The sequence below is a fragment of the Fundicoccus sp. Sow4_D5 genome (genome assembly GCF_052116365.1).
Classification (GTDB): Bacteria; Bacillota; Bacilli; order Lactobacillales; family Aerococcaceae; genus Fundicoccus.
Window position 1 is genome coordinate 22,112 of sequence record NZ_JBQKLF010000013.1, and the last position, 17,113, is coordinate 39,224.

At 41.2% G+C, this 17,113-nt stretch carries 12 protein-coding genes; 1 reads left to right on the forward strand and 11 read right to left on the reverse strand.

Annotated features, from left to right (window positions below):
• Positions 1–74: 74 nt before the first annotated feature.
• From ACTQ45_RS12210 to ACTQ45_RS12260, 11 genes are all read right to left on the reverse strand, one after another.
• Positions 75–401, reverse strand: coding sequence for a PTS sugar transporter subunit IIB (locus ACTQ45_RS12210; protein ID WP_441763944.1), 327 nt, complete (start codon positions 399–401; stop codon positions 75–77).
• A 9-nt stretch (positions 402–410) separates the two neighbouring features.
• Positions 411–1,586 (reverse strand): multiple monosaccharide ABC transporter permease, encoded by a 1,176-nt coding sequence (mmsB, locus tag ACTQ45_RS12215; protein ID WP_441751005.1) that lies wholly within the window; start codon positions 1,584–1,586, stop codon positions 411–413.
• Positions 1,579–3,120 carry a multiple monosaccharide ABC transporter ATP-binding protein gene (gene mmsA / locus ACTQ45_RS12220; protein WP_441763912.1) on the reverse strand — a complete coding sequence of 514 codons (1,542 nt, stop codon included), beginning with the start codon at positions 3,118–3,120 and terminating at the stop codon, positions 1,579–1,581. The genes mmsB and mmsA overlap by 8 nt, the downstream gene beginning before the upstream one ends.
• Positions 3,121–3,181: 61 nt before the next feature.
• A complete protein-coding gene (gene chvE / locus ACTQ45_RS12225) occupies positions 3,182–4,276 on the reverse strand; it encodes a multiple monosaccharide ABC transporter substrate-binding protein (protein ID WP_441751009.1) in 1,095 nt (364 codons plus the stop codon).
• A 219-nt stretch (positions 4,277–4,495) separates the two neighbouring features.
• Positions 4,496–5,914, reverse strand: coding sequence for an L-arabinose isomerase (araA, locus tag ACTQ45_RS12230; protein WP_441763945.1), 1,419 nt, complete (start codon positions 5,912–5,914; stop codon positions 4,496–4,498).
• Positions 5,915–5,920: 6 nt separating this feature from the next.
• Entirely contained in the window at positions 5,921–6,619 is a 699-nt protein-coding gene (locus ACTQ45_RS12235; RefSeq protein WP_441763913.1) for an L-ribulose-5-phosphate 4-epimerase, read from the reverse strand.
• Positions 6,620–6,628: 9 nt separating this feature from the next.
• Entirely contained in the window at positions 6,629–8,227 is a 1,599-nt protein-coding gene (locus ACTQ45_RS12240; protein ID WP_441763914.1) for a xylulokinase, read from the reverse strand.
• Between the two features lie 294 nt (positions 8,228–8,521).
• Entirely contained in the window at positions 8,522–9,622 is a 1,101-nt protein-coding gene (locus ACTQ45_RS12245) for a GntR family transcriptional regulator (RefSeq protein ID WP_441763915.1), read from the reverse strand.
• Positions 9,623–11,027: 1,405 nt separating this feature from the next.
• Positions 11,028–11,342: a PTS lactose/cellobiose transporter subunit IIA gene (locus tag ACTQ45_RS12250; protein WP_441751016.1), complete on the reverse strand. Its 315-nt coding sequence runs from the start codon at positions 11,340–11,342 to the stop codon at positions 11,028–11,030.
• A gap of 44 nt (positions 11,343–11,386) precedes the next feature.
• The gene (locus ACTQ45_RS12255) at positions 11,387–12,826 is read right to left on the reverse strand and encodes a glycoside hydrolase family 1 protein (RefSeq protein ID WP_441763916.1); all 1,440 of its coding nucleotides are present in this window, start codon (positions 12,824–12,826) and stop codon (positions 11,387–11,389) included.
• A 135-nt stretch (positions 12,827–12,961) separates the two neighbouring features.
• Positions 12,962–13,666 (reverse strand): GntR family transcriptional regulator, encoded by a 705-nt coding sequence (locus ACTQ45_RS12260; RefSeq protein WP_441763917.1) that lies wholly within the window; start codon positions 13,664–13,666, stop codon positions 12,962–12,964.
• Between the two features lie 332 nt (positions 13,667–13,998).
• Here ACTQ45_RS12260 and ACTQ45_RS12265 point away from each other — a divergent pair, with 332 nt between their 5' ends.
• On the forward strand, positions 13,999–17,106 hold the full coding sequence (locus tag ACTQ45_RS12265) for a G5 domain-containing protein (protein ID WP_441763918.1): 3,108 nt from the start codon (positions 13,999–14,001) through the stop codon (positions 17,104–17,106).
• Positions 17,107–17,113 lie beyond the last annotated feature (7 nt).

The following is a 17,113-nucleotide window of genomic DNA, read 5'->3' on the forward strand; positions in this document are numbered from 1 at the left end:
TCCACCACGCAAAAAATCCTGCTCATTTTTTCTAATAGAAAAATCAAGCAGGTCCAAAAATATTTAATTCTAAACTATTTCTTCAACAAGACCATCGCTTGTTCTAAAACTTTCTTGCCATCCAAATTGGCATAGTTGTCTTTGTCGATTAACTTATATGGAACACGATTGTAATTTAAGTAGTCTTTTAAACGATGAATCTCATATTCGGACTGGGGTCCGATTAAAAGGGCATCAATCATCTCACGCTTTAGAATATCTTCTGCAGTAATCGCTGGGGCGGAATAAATATGCACATCCAACTCTTGCTCTAGAGCAGCATCTTTCATATTCTTGACTAACAAACCGGTCGAAATCCCCGCAGAACAGATCAGTAAAATCGTTTTAGCTTCCTTATTCATCAACTTTCACTATCCTTTTTTACGTTTATTATATTGATCAATCACGACTGCAAGTAATAGAATTAAACCACGAATCGCTTGTTGTAAGTCGATCCCTACACCAAGAATAGACATTCCGTTGTTCAAGACCCCAATAATTAAACCACCAACTAGTGCACCAACAATCGTACCAATACCACCAGAAGTTGAGGCACCACCAAAGTAAACAGCTGATAAAGCATCTAGTTCAATCCCATTACCCGCTTGAGGTGTTGCTGCATTTAATCTTGCTGCCAAAATCATACCAGCTAACGCTGCGAGCACACCCATGTTAACAAATACCCAGAAAGTTACTTTCTTCGTTTTAACTCCAGATAATTCAGCAGATTTATAATTACCACCTGTCGCATAAATATGGCGTCCCATTACTGTACGGTTGGTTACGAACGTATAACCTCCAGCTAATATAGCGATTAAAATCATCACAAATGGAAATCCATTATGTTGCGAGAAGATATAAGTAACCCCTAAAATCGTTACAACTAAAACTGCTAACTTCCCAAAGAAAGAAGTGGTTGTTTCAACCTTTAATAAGTTAGCTTTCTTTTTATTTCTTGACGTCACCATAATTGCCACTAATAAGATAGCTACCGCACCACCAATTAATAATGAGGTCATATGTAACTCGCCCTCACCCATACTTGGTAAATAACCTGAGCTCAAGAAATTAAACATTTCAGGATAATTCGCAATCGATGTTCCCTTTAATGTATATTGAGTTAAGCCACGGAACAATAGTAAACCAGCCAACGTTACAATAAAGGCTGGAATCTTCACATAGGCAATCCAGAAACCTTGCCAAGCTCCGATTAATCCACCAATCAGTAAACAAATTGGTACAACTAGCCAAGGGCTTAACTCTTGTTGAATCATCAAGATAGCTGAAATCGCACCGACAAAAGCCATCACGGATCCTACCGAAAGGTCAACATGCCCCAGAAGAACCACCATCAACATCCCAATTGCTAAGACAAGTATGTGACTATTTTGTAAAACTAAGTTTGTTACGTTAACAGGTCTCAAAAGAATTCCGTTGGTTAGGTATTGAAAAATTAACAATGTGACAATTAAAATAATGATCATACTGTATTTCTCAAAGATTTTCCTTAACATTTCGCTCGCTTTATTCGTGTTTTTTTCACTCATTATTTCCACCTCTTAAACTAGTCATCTTGGCCATTAATATCTCTTGATTGGCGTCCTCGCGTAATACTTCGCCCGTGATTTTACCTTCGTTCATTGTATAAATTCGATCACACATGCCCAATATTTCAGGTAACTCCGATGAAATAATACATACCGCTTTCCCTTCTTGTGACATTTCTTCAATAATTGAATAAATTTCATACTTTGCCCCAACGTCGATACCACGTGTTGGCTCATCTAAAAATAAAACCTCAGGTTCAGTGAACAGCCATTTACTAATAACAACCTTCTGTTGGTTACCTCCACTTAGACTGGTTACTCTGTTTTCAACATCGTTGGTTTTAATGTTCACGCGCTTACGGTAACTTTCAGCCACCTGAACTTCTTTATCAAAATCAATCACGCCATTTTTAGCCGTTGCTTTTAAATTCGATAGACTAATGTTATTTTTAATCGACATTAATAAATCTAATCCCAAATCCTTACGGTCTTCTGATACATAAGCTAAGCCATTATCTATCGCTTCACTCACATCATTAGCTGTGATGACATTGCCGTTCATGTACATTGAGCCTGTAATATTTGAGCCATAACTTTTTCCAAACATACTCATCGCAAATTCTGTACGCCCTGCACCCATTAGACCAGCAATCCCGACAATTTCACCTTTACGGATATTGAAATTAGCCGAATCAATCATTACTTTCGATTTATCACTGGGATGATGAACCGTCCAATCCTTAACTTCAAATAACATATCACCTATATTGGGATTTCTATCTGGGTAACGGTTGGTTAATTCACGCCCAACCATGCCCTTTACAATAATATTTTCATCAATGTTTTTGTCTTTATTATCTAAGGTTTGAATCGTTTTACCATCACGTAAAATCGTGATCGAATCCGCAATTTGTGTGACTTCATTTAATTTATGCGAAATAATAATCGATGTAATCCCTTGATGTCTAAATTCTTCAAGTAAGCTGAGTAAGTTTTGACTTTCGGTTTCGTTTAACGAGGCTGTTGGTTCATCTAAAATTAATAATTTAACCGTTTTCGAGAAGGCTTTCGCAATCTCTACTAATTGTTGTTGCCCTACACTAATATCTGAAATAATCGTGTTAGGATCAATATGTAAGCCGACTGTTTTTAATAAGTTAACCGCTTTCAAGTCGGTCGCATTCCAATCAATAATGCCGCGATTGGCTTGTTCATTACCTAGGAATATGTTCTCTTTAATAGATAAATAAGGACTTAAAGCTAATTCTTGGTGAATGATGACGATACCTTCAGCCTCGCTATCATTCATGTTCTTAAATTTCATTTCTTCATTATTATAATAAATATTGCCATCATAATTGCCATAGGCGTATAAGCCACTCAAGACTTTCATTAGAGTTGATTTACCAGCCCCATTTTCACCACAAATACTATGAATTTCCCCACGCTTCACTCTCAAATTAACATCATCAAGTGCTTTTACTCCAGAGAAGTCTTTTGTAATATTCTTCATCTCTAAGATATAATCTGCCATAACTGCCTCCTTATAAAAAAAGGTATCCTAATAAATATTTTATTAGGATACCGAAAATGTTCTAGCGTGCTTCAATACCTAAATCTTCTGGCGTGTAGTAACCTGTTTTTTCAATTAATTCATCATAGTAGTTTTCTAAGTCTACCGAGATTGGTTCTGCCATATAAGTCGGCACAACTTTAGATCCGTTATCATACGTTTCAGTATCATTCACTTCAACTTCGTTACCATTTTCTAAGGCTTCAATCATACCTGCAGTGATAATACCTAACTCTTGAGTATTCTTGAAGATTGTTTGCGTTTGTTCACCTTTGATAATTGATTGTAAACCGGCCACAGTAGCATCTTGACCAGTAATTACTGGAAGAGGTAGTTCATCTGAACCGTAACCGATGCCTTTAAGTGATGAAATTACCCCTAAACTAATTGGATCATATGGTGATAAAACGGCGTCTAATTGTTGATCTGTATAGTTAGCACTTAGTAAGTTATCCATACGCGTTTGCGCTGTTGAACCATCCCAACGTAATGTGGCGATTTGGTTAAACTCAGTTTGTCCTGATGGAATTACAAGTTGTCCGCTATCGATATATTGCTGAAACACTGACATTACACCTTCAAAGTTGATAACTGCATTGTTATCATCTGGTGATCCACCAAACAACTCAATGTTGAAAGGTCCATTACCATCTTGCAAGCCTAAAGCATTTTCAATATAACTTGCCCCGATTACCCCAACTTGAAAGTTATCAAACGTTACATAGTAATCGACATGCTCAGTGTTCATTAACAAACGGTCATAAGCGATTACTGTGATCCCTTGCTCTCCTGCTTGTTTCAACACTTCCGTTAAAGCTGACCCATCGATAGACGCAATAACAAGGTAGTCTACGCCTAAAGTAATCATGTTTTCAATTTGTGCTACCTGGTTCGACACATTGTCTTCACCATATTGTAGTGTTGATTCATAACCTAACTCTTCTAATTTCTCAACTAAGAAATTACCATCTCCAATCCAACGTTCAGCGGATTGTGTTGGCATCGAAATGCCAACAAATGGCGCATCATCTTGTGCATAGGCTGTAGGTAACACAATAGTTGTAGCTGCTAATGCTGCTAAAGTAAATTTGACTAATTTTTTCATTGTTTTTTTCATGATTTTCCTCCTGAATGTTAGCCTAAAGGCTAATGTACTTAATTAACTGAACCACTACTGACACCTTTTTTAACAATTTGACTCACAATCACACGCGGTGATTACTCACTTGCGTCTCCTTCAAGCATCAATCGGCATACCACCGGTAAGTTAGTCTACCAACCTTTGATGCAACTTTCCTACACTTGAAGCATAAATGACAGTAACAACCATTGTTTACTAATTAATTAACACATATTCTAAATTGAACATTTTAGCTAAATCAATCATTTGACGACTGTCTGCATCTAAGGATACTACCGTGTGATGTCCACCGCCTTCCTCGATCCATTTGGTAACACCGGTATGGAAATCAGGTTTAACTTTCCACATAACGCGCGCCACTGGTAACTTCGGTGCTGGCGTTTCTGGTGTGAACAATTCGACATCATTAATTAACAGTTTATAGTGAGTGCCGAAATCTGCCATAGAAATAACCACGCCTTCGCCTGCTTTACCATCAAACACTAAGCGCGCTGGGTCTTCTTTACCACCGATACCTAAAGGCTCTACCTTAACGACTGGTTTATTGACCGCTAGACATGGATCCACTTCTAACATATGCGATTGTAGAATCGATTCGTGGCCTGCTGCTAGCTCGTAAGTATAATCTTCCATGAAACCAGTATTTTTGTTTAAAGTCATCACCTTTACTAAACGATCAAGGGCAGCGGTTTTCCAGTCACCTTCACCGGCAAAGCCATAACCTTTAGCCATTAAACGTTGGACCGCTAGACCTGGCAATTGTTTCATTCCATGTAAGTCTTCAAAGTTTGACGTGAAGGCATTATAGCCCCCAGCTTCTAAGAAGCGCTCTAAGCCGATTTCAATTTTCAGTTGCTCTTTGACGCTGGCTGTAAAATGCTCTTCGCTGTTTTGGCCCATGTCAAAGTCGTATAGGTCTTTGATTTCTGCGTATAGGCTGTCGATTTCATCTGTTGTGACTTTCGCCATTTCAGCGACTAAATCTCCGATACCAAAGTAGTCGACTGTCCAACCAAATTGAATGGCTGCTTCAACTTTATCTCCTTCAGTTACCGCAACATTACGCATATTATCGCCGAAACGTGCTACTTTAATTGAATGGCTGGCAATATAAGCATTGGCCACTTTCATCCATTTAGCTAATTCCGTTTTCGTGCGTTCTGTCTCCCAGTAACCTACGAGTACTTTATTGTTTTTCTTCAAACGCGCATTGATAAAACCATATTCACGGTCACCATGCGCTGCTTGGTTTAAGTTCATAAAGTCCATGTCCATTGTGTCCCATGGAATACTTTGATTAAATTGCGTTGCCAAATGTAGTAATGGCTTATGCAATAACTTCATTCCTTGAATCCACATTTTAGCAGGTGAGAAAGTATGCATCCAAGTGATGACACCTGAAACGTCATCTTGGTAGTTCGCTTCCTTCATTAACGTTGTGATTTCATCGGCTGTTTTCACCGTGTCTTTCAACACAATCTCGAAAGGTGCTGATTGATTTAACCCTTCTACAATTGCTTTGGCGTTATCGCTTACTTGCTTCAGCGTTTCTTCACCATATAAATGCTGGCTGCCGACAACAAACCAGAATACTTTTTTAGATTCCTGCATAATAGCCTCCTATTTTCCTTGCCCGTAATAGGCATTTTTTCCATGCTTACGTAAGTAGTGCTTGTCGAGTACGGCTTGTGGAAGCACGCTTGATAATGGATTAATTGACTTAGCGTAGTAGTTCATACGACAAACCTCTTCTAAGACGACCGAATTCATGACGGCCTCTTCTGGCGTTTTGCCCCACGTGAAGGGACCGTGCCCTTTTAATAATACCGCTGGTATGGCCATCGGGTCGATGTCACGTGCTTTAAATGTTTCGACAATGACATGACCTGTTTCTTTTTCATATGCGCGATCAACTTCTTCTTCTGTTAAAAAGCGAGCGCAAGGTATATCTCCGTAAAAGGTATCCGCATGTGTTGTTCCTAAAGCCGGCACATCCACACCGGCTTGAGCCCAACTAGTCGCCCAAGGTGAATGCGTATGAACAATGCCTCCGATTTCTGGAAAGGCTTTGTATAATGCCACGTGGGTGGCTGTATCCGATGAAGGGTTCATGTCGCCTTCGACTTTATTGCCGTCGAAATCAATCACAACCATATCTTCGTAAGTCATTGTTTTATAATCAACGCCACTGGGTTTAATGACAATCAATTCTTTTGCGCGATCGACTGCACTGACATTGCCCCAAGTAAATTTAACGAGGCCATGTTTTGGCAATTCGAGGTTCGCATCAAACACTTGTTTTTTTAGTTTCTCTAACATAATGTCTCCTTATAAATACTTGGCTGCCGTTTGTTGTAAAGGCAAAGCTTTCTCAAAGGCATCAATATAATCAACATAAGCTTTTGTGTCGGCTATATCGACTGCGACGGTGACTGACTGAGCGGTTTGGAAGACTTCTTGATTTAAGTAAGCGGCTAAGTCTAACTTGCCGTTTGCGTGCAGGTAAGCAGCTAGAACTGCCATTCCCCAAGCGCCCCCTTCACCAGCTGTTTCCATAACGGTTACCGACGACTGCATAACTGAGGCGAGGACTTTCTGGGCGATCAATGGGGTTTTGAAAATCCCACCATGAGCGACCGTATTTGAAATTTGAATGTTTTCTTTTTCTAGTAGAATGTTCATGCCAAATTTCATACTTGCGAAAGCTGAGTTTAAATTGGCTTGCATAAAGTTCGCAAGATTAAACCGTCCGTTTGGATTTCTGACTAACATTGGACGTCCATGTTCAACTTGGACACTGTTTTCACCTGAGTGGAAACCATAAATGACCATTTGACCGGCATCTGCGTCGGCTTCTTGTGACTTGTTGAATAGTTTTTCGTAAAGATCGTTCGTTGAGACTTCGACGCCCATCGTTTCGAAAACTTCCTCAAACATCGACAACCAATAATTGATTTCTGACGTACAGTTGTTAATGTGGACCATCGCGACATCTGCACCGGCTGGTGTGGTCACGATATCTATCTCTGGGTAAACCGCTTTCAGTTCTTTGTCTAGAACAACCATCGCGAAAGCCGATGTACCCGCAGACACATTGGCAGTGCCTTCTTCTACTGCATTCGTTGCGACCATGCCTGTCCCTGCATCTCCTTCAGGAGGTGCCAGTGGAATACCTGCTTCTAATTGACCACTTGGATCCAATAGACGAGCCCCGCTTGAGGTTAACTGGCCAGCGGCTTCCCCTGCGACAAGAACTTTTGGCAAAATAGCTTCGATATTTAGGGTATAACCCAGTTGAGAGATAGTTTGATTAAAAGCTGTTAACATATCGCGTTTGTATTGCTTGCTTTGACTGTCGATTGGGAACATGCCTGAAGCATCACCTATTCCGAGAACACGTTTGCCCGTTAGCTTCCAATGAACGTAACCTGCTAGGGTAGTTAATTGGTCGATGTCTACGACATGCCTTTCCTTATCTAGCATGGCTTGATAAAGATGGGCCACGCTCCAACGGTGTGGAATATTAAAGCTAAATAATTCTGATAAGACTTTCGTTGCTTGATCCGTGTTACCATTACGCCAAGTTCTAAAAGGTACTAGTAACTCGCCTGATTTATCTAAGGCAATGTAACCATGCATCATGGCACTAAAGCCTAATGAACCAAAGCCAGTTAAGTCATGTTGGTATTGTTCTTTGACTGCTGCTTTAAGTTGAGCGTAGGCTTCTTGAAGTTTTTGCCAAATCAAGTCTTCGCCGTATGTCCAAAAACCTGCGTCACTTAATTCGTTTTCCCATTGAGACTCACCACTTGCTATGACCTGAAACTTCTTATTAATCAGTACTGCTTTCACTCGTGTCGAGCCTAGTTCAATCCCTAAACTAGTTTCTCGATTAGCGAGTATTTGTTTCATTGCTTCTTTCGTCATCTTCTCACCTCGTGTATAGCGCTTTCATTTACAATTAGAATATACCATACACATCTCTTGTTAGCAAGAGAATTCATACGGACATCTTCAGATTGATTTTAGGTTTAGCGTTCGGCTAGCCAAGTGGTAAATAGCGATAAACAGGATGATACCAACTGTTGTCGGGTTATTAACCCAGAAACTTGTTCGCCTTATTTTGTCCGAAGGGTTGGTCCTTTGTTTACTTTGACCTAACAAGTTTCGTAGACTTGTCGTTTAACGCAGCGTACAAGTTGCATAAAAAAACACCTCTTGTTATAGAGGTGTGGGGGAATTGTCGCGAACCGATTCTTTCTCGACGATGCGGGGGGCAAAGAGCATCTGGTTACTTTCTTTGACTTTGCCGCGAATGGCTGCGACGATCCAGCGGGCGGCTTCGATGCCGAGTTTTTCTTTGGGGTGGCTGACGCTCGTGATCGGCGGGTTGAAGTTATCGCTGAGGGTCGAGTCGTCGTGGCTGACCAAGGAAATGTCGTCGGGTATTTGAATGCCTTTAGCGTTCAGGTAGTTGCCGACTTCCAGCGCAATTTCGTCGTTATAAGTCAGCACAGCGGTGTATTGCGCGAAGTCCGTCTGGTCCAGTTTGGCCTTTAGGTTAGCTTTGTCTTCGGTTTCGTAGGTAATTATCGCATCATTGGCGAAGCTCAGCTGGTGTTTGGCGAAAGCCTTCACGTAGCCTTTCAGACGGTATTTGCCTTGTTTGTCGTCAATTTTCATGATTGCTAGTATTTTATGGTGGCCTCTTTCAATTAGGTAGTCCGTCGCGATATATCCAGCGCGTTCGTCATTGACGCCGACCGAGTTGGTGTCGAATTCGCTATAAGTCGAGTTGAGCATCACAAAGGGAATTCCTTTGGCATTCAAGTCCAGATACAAGTTCGTATTAGGGTTGAAGTAGCTGCTTTTGGTCGGCTCGATAATTAGGCCGTCAACGTTATTGCTGATCATTTTCTTCAGTGCGCTTTCCTCATCTGCATAATTGTTATGAGTGCTGGCTATCAATAGGCCAATATTTTCTTTGTTCAGTTCTTTTTCAATCCCGCGGATAATCGACGGGAAGATGTAGTCTGATAAATAGGTTGTGATAACCCCCACTAGTAGTGGTTTGGCGTCCGGGCCTTGGTGCTGCGTTTCGTCATAGGCCACATAGGTGCCAGAGCCCTTTTCTTTTCTCACGTATCGCTCCTTCACCAGTAGTGAGATCGCTTCGCGTATCGTGTGACGGCTGACGTCATACAGTTTGGTCAGCTCGTTTTCCGAGGGGATGGCTTCGCCATATTTATAGTGTCCCTCTTCGATTTGTTTTTTCAGTTTATTCGCAATAAATACATATTTTATTACGCCATCTTCAAACATAACACACCTCCTAACTCTTAGTATCTTGGGATTGAGTAAATGAGTTCGCATACTTTAGATGATAATTGAAGCTTTAATAAAACTCAAACGAAAGTTCAGGCTTTTATGCCCGATATGCCAATAATCATAGCACACGCCAACCCTCCTGACAAAATATTTCTTTTCGGTAGCTGGCGAAAAGTCCCGATGGTGCTTGTCATGTTGTGCGTAAACGTGGCGTAGACGTGGCGTAGGGTAATCGAACCTCGCCGGTTAGAATGGTTTTAAGTGTAATTGTTCTATTCAGATTTTGAGTGGACACGTTAAACTTTTAATGGTCCCACTCATGTCGCGCGTGGCGAGTGGGATAATTAGAATCTTGCATAAGACCACAAGCCCATAAGGTGTCACTTCACTATCGTTGCGTGACAATTTTACAAGACCAAGGCTCTTTATTTAATCGTCCGAAGAGTAACTTCGGACACCTTTATCTTGTCATGCAAGAACTGGTTGATCACAAGCTTGTGAATGGAACATACGCTGGGCTTACAATCCTGTCATATAGCTTAAGTTGTGCTGGTTGAATCAAGATATCTTGGTTCGTTTGACGCAGGAATACAGAAATCTTCAGCCGTGCGTGTGGCGAACAAAGATTTCTTCAGTCGTCAGGGTCACGAGCAAAGTTTTCTTCGCTCGTCAGAGTCACGACCAAAGTTTTCTTCGCTCGTCAGAGTCACGACCAACGTTTTCTTCGCTCGTCAGAGTCACGAACAAAGATTTCTTCGCTCGTGCGAGTCACGAACAAAGTTTTCTTCGCTCGTCAATGCCACGAACAAAGTTTTCTTCGCTCGTCAGGGCCACGAACAAAGTTTTCTTCGCTCGTCAGGGCCACGAACAAAGATTTCTTCGCTCGTCAGAGTCACGAGCAAAGTTTTCTTTGCTCGTCAGGGCCACGACCAAAGTTTTCTTCGCTCGTCAGAGTCACGAGCAAAGTTTTCTTCGCTCGTCAAAGTCACGAACAAAGTTTTCTTCGCTCGTCAAAGTCACGACCAAAGTTTTCTTCGCTCGTCAGAGCCACGACCAAAGTTTTCTTCGCTCGTCAAAGCCACGAACAAAGTTTTCTTCGCTCGTCAGAGCCACGACCAAAGTTTTCTTCGCTCGTCAAAGTCACGACCAAAGTTTTCTTCGCTCGTCAAAGTCACGACCAAAGTTTTCTTCAGTCGTGACTAGGTATGAGCGAGAAAACTGTCTAATTCTTCCATATTATGCCTTTCAACTAGACATTCTTTAGTTAAATCGTCGCGAATATCATGAGCGACACCTTTATGTTTTATGAAGAAAAAGAGTGACCCTGCAGAATATGCGCGCGCCCCCTGATAGACAGAAAGACTTCGCTCGGATAAGGAGCGGAGTCTTTCTGTTGGGTTTAGTCTAGCCTTTTGTAGAGTTCCATCATTTCTATGGCCACTTCACGCATCGCCATGCCGGTCATCAAGTGGTCTTGGGCGTGAACCATGAGAATGTCCATGGTGATGTCCTCGCCAGCCGCAAAGGCCTGCAAGAACTCGGTTTGCGCTTGGTGAGCAGACACGAAGCTGTCACTGGCTGCGGTGAGTTTGGCTTGGGCCGCTTCAAAGTCACCATTGCGCATTAAGCCATAAGCTTCCTGGGTCAAGGCGCGACCTTCTCCACTGGATAGTATAATTTGAAAGGCAGCTTCTTGTAGTTTCTTAGCATCCATATCATTGACACTCCTTTTTTAGTTTAAGCCTGACTGTTTATTAATCATATTTTGACAGGGGCATTGTTCTCGATTACTTTCTTGTACCAGTAGAAACTGTCTTTCTTGTAACGCGCCAGTTCCTTTTGGTCGGTTTCATCGCGGTCGACGTAAACAAAACCGTAACGTTTCTGGTAGCCGTTCAACCAGCTCAAGAGGTCCGTGAAACTCCATGTACAGTAGCCGATGACGTCAACGCCGTCAGTAATCGCTTCTTGGATCGCGATCAAGTGGGTGTTGATGTAACGAATGCGGTAGTCGTCGTGAATCGCCAGGTCGTCTTCCAGTGTGTCGTACTCGCCTAGGCCGTTTTCTGTAATCAGGATGGGTAGGTCATAACGCGATTGAATACGACGCAAGGCAATACGCAGTCCCGTTGGGTCGATGTCCCAGTCCCAGTTCGTTTGTTCAACTTTAGCATTGTGGACCTGTTTGTACATGCCAGGAATACCACTTTCAGAAGATGAGCCTTTCTCACCACTATAGTTGGCTTTACCTGCACCAACACCGTCGTGCGGGTTGTGGGCAACTGTATTCGTTTGATAATAGTTTAAGCCCATAAAGTCAGGCGTCCCCTCTTTTAACAGAGCTGTATCAGCTTCAGTCATTTCAGGTAAGGCGTCAATCGATGCTAAGAATTTGAGGGCAACTTTTGGATATTCTCCCCGCGTGTAAACGTCCATCCATAGGTGCTCGTTCATTTCGCGGTTGTTTTCCGCGGCCAATTGATTCAATGGATCAGAGTCGAGCGCGTAAGTAGGTGAGTAAGCATAGCTTGGCCCAATTTTCCCTTCGATACCTAATTCACGGAAACGTTTGATGGTCGCCGCATTGGCTAGGAATGCATGGTGGTTGGCCGTATACATGCGTTTTGGATCCGACACATTTGGTGGATGGACCGCCATCATGTAGCCGTGTGAAGTAAAGACGTTCTGCTCGTTTAAGCTGACCCAATATTTGACACGTCCGTTGAAACGTTTAAATAAGACTTCTGAATAGTCAGTAAAGTCTTCAACAATTTGGCGGTCTTCCCAGCCTTGGTATTTCTCTTGCAAGGCTGCTGGTAAATCCCAGTGATAAATTGTCACAACAGGTTCGATGTCGTGAGCAAGCAATTCATCAATCAGGTCATCGTAAAATTGTAGACCAGCTTCGTTGACTTCGCCCGTTCCCTTAGGCAAAACACGGCTCCAAGCCACTGAGAAACGGTAAGCTTTCAAGCCAGCTTCTGCCATCAAAGCAACGTCTTCTTTATAACGATTGTAGTGATCCACTGCCACTTCTCCATTTGAGCCTTTAAATGTTTTCCCTGGAATTTTTACGTAATCATCCCATACGGATGGACCTTTGCCGTCGGCGTCCCAGGCTCCTTCAATTTGGTAGGCAGCCGAAGCGGATCCCCACAGGAAATCCTGTGGAAATTCTGATAATTTTTTATGATACATAGTGACACTCCTTATGATAGTAGTCGTTTTCAAGTAGTTAGATAATCCTTAGGCAAAATAGAGCTTTATTTTGACCCCTGTTTGACCGGGCCCGTCTGAGCGATTTTATTGAACTCAGCGCTTTGTAAAGTCGCCCTAATACCTCAGACTTGGCACGAAAAATTGCGCCTGATCTTTGTGATAACGTAGAACTGAATAGTTAAACGGTTCGCCATTATGCAAGTAGTAAATACTCTCCGTCAATAAAGTCGCATCATTCTCATGTTGATTCAACAATGGTGCGTGTTCCTTCGATAAATTACTGATACGAAAATAAATATCCGCGAAACCAAATGACAACTTCAAATCTTCCTGCAAATAAGTAAACACCGACGCCCGCCCGATTTCTTCATTCAAGTACAAGACATGACGCTTGCTGTAATAGGATTCTTCCAAGCAGTAAGGCAAGCCCTGAATCAATCGCTGACGCTTCAAACAGTACACATCCTCTTCCGGCGACAACTTCAACAGTTCCTGCAACTTCTCGTCAGCCTTCAGCGTTTCTAACGACAAGACTTCCGCCTGCAAATCAAAACCAGCCAAATCGTTCGCAAAGCCTTCAGCACCGGTCAAATTAATGAAACCTGGCCTTTGTGATTGCCTAACGAAAATCCCACTGCCACGTACTTGATAAATTAAACCCTTGATCTCCAATACCTCAAGCGCCTTAATGATTGTCGTCTTACTAACCTCAAATTGCTCAGTCAACCGATCAAGAATCGGTAGCTTATCCCCTTGTTGCAGTTGTTCATCCTTAATAAAGACCTCAATCTGCTTCGCCACTTGCTCGTATTTCAACATAATTCCACCCCCTACACAATATGATTTCTATACTTATGGTGATCGCTTGTGGCGTTTGTTAACTTACCATTTTATTATACACATACAATAATAGTTTGTACATATAACTTTAACAAGGGGAGATAATGCAAAAAAATGTTCGCTTCTTTTAAAGGGCTTGCGCTTTTAAAGGGCTTGCGCTTTACCAAAGTTAAACTGAGCCGGTTGACGTGCTTATTTTCCCCTTTGTGTGAAAATTTCATCAATTTTCGTGCGTTTATGCACTACTCATAAATATCCAATTAAATAGATGCCACACTGAATGTAAATAACATTTATTAAAGGAGTCAGATATGAGAAGAAGTATTTCTCGTAGAGATTATCATTCGACTGGTGCTAAAATCATGCGAAAGCTAAAAGGTAAAGGTTGGGTCGCCGCTTCAACTGGTTTAGCGGTGTTAACGGGTCTTTCTGTAGCAGTTTCACCCATCCAGGCTGCAAGTCCTCAAGCCGTTGAAAGCGTACTAAAGTCAGTATTGTCCTCAGACTTTGAAGAAAAGTCGGCCTTAGTAGAAAATGAGGCCATCAAGGAAGAAAGTAGTAAAGCCTTAGACAAGGTTACTAACAAATGGACGGCTAATTCTGTGGAGGATATTAGATCAGAAATCCAACGTCAAAAAGATGCCGGCTTAGATGCTTATGTCATTCAATGGGGAGACACTTTAAGTATACTTGCTGCCGCAACGGATCAGGATACTGTCCTTCTTGGAAATTTAAATGGCATCACCAATCGAGATTTTATTATTACGGGTGATATTCTAAGTGGTATTCTAGAAGTGGAAATCCTACCAACAGCTAGTCAGACACCCGTTCAAAATGTCGTAGTTGCTCCAAAGGCGCCGAATCAAGTTGAACAACCAGCTAAACCTGTTGTTCCAACAACACCGGTGACACCTGAAACTCCTGTCGTGCCTGAGAAACCAACTGTTCCAAGTGAACCAGCGGAACCTGACACTCCAGAAGTGCTTGCAGAACCAAGTGTACCTGAAGCTCAGGTATACGTGGATGAGGTTATTCAGGAACATACTGTAGAAGACGCCACACACACAGTCCTTTCTGAAGAAATTCTTTACGGCGGTGAGTCTGGTGAAGAAATCACCACAGTTGCTGGCGAACGTTACATTCTCTCAACTGATACAGTAGAAATCAGTCGAGACATCAAAGAAGAAGAAACTACAACAGAAACCTATACAGAAGAAATACCGGAAATCTTCGAAGGTGAAACAGAAGTTCAAGTTGGTGATGATGAAAACGGTGAGCCAATTTATGAACAACAATTCGTAAAAGAAGCAACTGGAAACATGCTTACAATTGAACACACTAGAGAAGTGGTTGTTTCCCCTGCATCAACTACCGTTGTATCACAAACAACGACTATTTACGGACTTCCTTTCAATGTCATCACTCAATACGACAACACTTTAGAAGTTGGAACGCAAGAAGTGATACAAGAAGGCATTGAGGGTCAACTATCATCACTCTCCACCAAGACAACAGTCAATGATGTAGTAACTGAAACTTCATCAGCAACTGAAACAACTTTAGTCTCCCCTCAAGATAAAATCATTAAAGTTGGTACGAAAGAAGTTATTGGAAGCAAAAAAATCGTTCTAAATAGTACGGTGACTACACGAGGATTAATCCATCGAACAGATCCTACTCTTTATGAAGATGAAGGTTCGACAATCGAAGGTCAAGATGGCTTTGTTAAGACAACCGTTGAAATTGTAACGATAGGTGAAGAAACGACTGAAACGATTATAGATGAAGAAACACAAGAAGCAGTTTCTGATATTAAAATTATCGGAACTAAACCAATTGTTACAACAGAAAAAATAACCGTTGAGCGCCCGATTGCTTTCGAAACTGAATACAAAGAATTCCCAGGTTCAGATAAAACGGAAACGATTCTTCAAAAAGGTGTCAACGGATTAGCTATTGATACTTATTTAGTCACTTATACTAAAGGCATCGAAGATAAACGTGAGCTACTTAATAGTGAAGTTTCTCTGAAACCGATTACTGAAATTATCCAAATCGGTTCGGTTACTTCTGAGGTATACCGTAAAGAACTGGCTGTAGAAGAAAAAGTCATCGCACCTGAAGTGTATTATAATTACAATCCAGATTTAACTAGTGATGTTCCTGTAACTACACGCGAAGGTGTTGATGGTTTAGTAAACTATCACTACGAAATTTCTTATAATAATGCAGGCGAAGAAATTGGACGAATTCTAATTGGCGAAGAGAAGATAACTGAGGCTTTACCAAAATTAGTTGAAGTAGGAAGTAATCTAGTTGAAATAAAAACTAGCGTTAGACCTACTCAAACCACTGATGCCTATAATATCTTGTTCCATAGAAGGTTAAGTTTAACGGAAAGCTTTAAAATTACCCCTGACATGATGAGTGACTTCATTGAAATTATCGAAGATTCATCATTGTCAACGGGAGAAATTGTGGTAGTTGATGAGGGGTCTCTCGGGTTGACTCAGTTTAGTGTAGCTTACTACAATGGACAACCTTTATTCATAGAAGATAATCATGCAACTGAAATTGAACAACCAAGGAAAAAAATTATAAGAGTCGGAACGAATGCCAATTCTTTTGCAGAAGATGTGGTTAATCCAAATTCTATTAAATGGATGGGAGTCGAGATTAAAGATTATCAATATGATCAAGACGGCAATACGGTATATGATGAGACTGGCGAGCCAGTATTACAAACAATCACTGTTGACATTCCCGATTTAAATCTTTATTTTAAGGAAAACGCTCGTAAATTTAGTGCAATTGACTTAACTCAAGATCAATTGAAAGCAATTGATAAGATTCTAAATGCAGGAGATTCTTCTTACAAACTTGACGAAGAATACTTGTATGGCACACATAGGTTAAAAGGAGAATATTACTCTAGTTTATTTAACAAAACATCTCATTACTTAGAATTATTTAATGTAAAACACTCCTATACCGATTTCCAAGACCAGTTTCATAACGTGAGGTTCAACGAAGATGATTTTGAACTTGAATTGGATTTAAAACCAGAGTTAATTACCACTGTATACAATCCGACAGTTAATTTTGCTTATGCTGAACCAACTTTAACTCTAATAGACAGCAAGTATGAAAAAGGGTCATTAATTGAAACATTCACGATGATTGAAGAAACTAGTATCGACCCAGGTTATACATCAATTTTAGACCCTACAAAATTTTACGAAGAGCTAACTGAATGGATTGACGGTGAATTTGGAAAACTAACTCGGACATTCGAAGTGGTTAAAAAAGATGGCATAGCATCTAGCCGTAAACTCATTGACTATGATTTAAATCCTGCTACAAATCATACTTTACTCCAAGGTATTCGAGGTGGCTTCGGACATGTCCCTAGTAAGTAACCCCTCA

Excerpts from the sequence above, each read along its gene's own strand:
- ACTQ45_RS12210 (WP_441763944.1), bottom strand. The coding sequence starts at position 401 with ATGAATAAGGAAGCTAAAACGATTTTACTGATCTGTTCTGCGGGGATT.
- mmsB (WP_441751005.1), bottom strand. The coding sequence starts at position 1,586 with ATGAGTGAAAAAAACACGAATAAAGCGAGCGAAATGTTAAGGAAAATC.
- mmsA (WP_441763912.1), bottom strand. The coding sequence starts at position 3,120 with ATGGCAGATTATATCTTAGAGATGAAGAATATTACAAAAGACTTCTCT.
- chvE (WP_441751009.1), bottom strand. The coding sequence starts at position 4,276 with ATGAAAAAAACAATGAAAAAATTAGTCAAATTTACTTTAGCAGCATTA.
- ACTQ45_RS12235 (WP_441763913.1), bottom strand. The coding sequence starts at position 6,619 with ATGTTAGAGAAACTAAAAAAACAAGTGTTTGATGCGAACCTCGAATTG.
- ACTQ45_RS12240 (WP_441763914.1), bottom strand. The coding sequence starts at position 8,227 with ATGACGAAAGAAGCAATGAAACAAATACTCGCTAATCGAGAAACTAGT.
- ACTQ45_RS12245 (WP_441763915.1), bottom strand. The coding sequence starts at position 9,622 with ATGTTTGAAGATGGCGTAATAAAATATGTATTTATTGCGAATAAACTG.
- ACTQ45_RS12250 (WP_441751016.1), bottom strand. The coding sequence starts at position 11,342 with ATGGATGCTAAGAAACTACAAGAAGCTGCCTTTCAAATTATACTATCC.
- ACTQ45_RS12255 (WP_441763916.1), bottom strand. The coding sequence starts at position 12,826 with ATGTATCATAAAAAATTATCAGAATTTCCACAGGATTTCCTGTGGGGA.
- ACTQ45_RS12260 (WP_441763917.1), bottom strand. The coding sequence starts at position 13,666 with ATGTTGAAATACGAGCAAGTGGCGAAGCAGATTGAGGTCTTTATTAAG.
- ACTQ45_RS12265 (WP_441763918.1), top strand. The coding sequence starts at position 13,999 with ATGAGAAGAAGTATTTCTCGTAGAGATTATCATTCGACTGGTGCTAAA.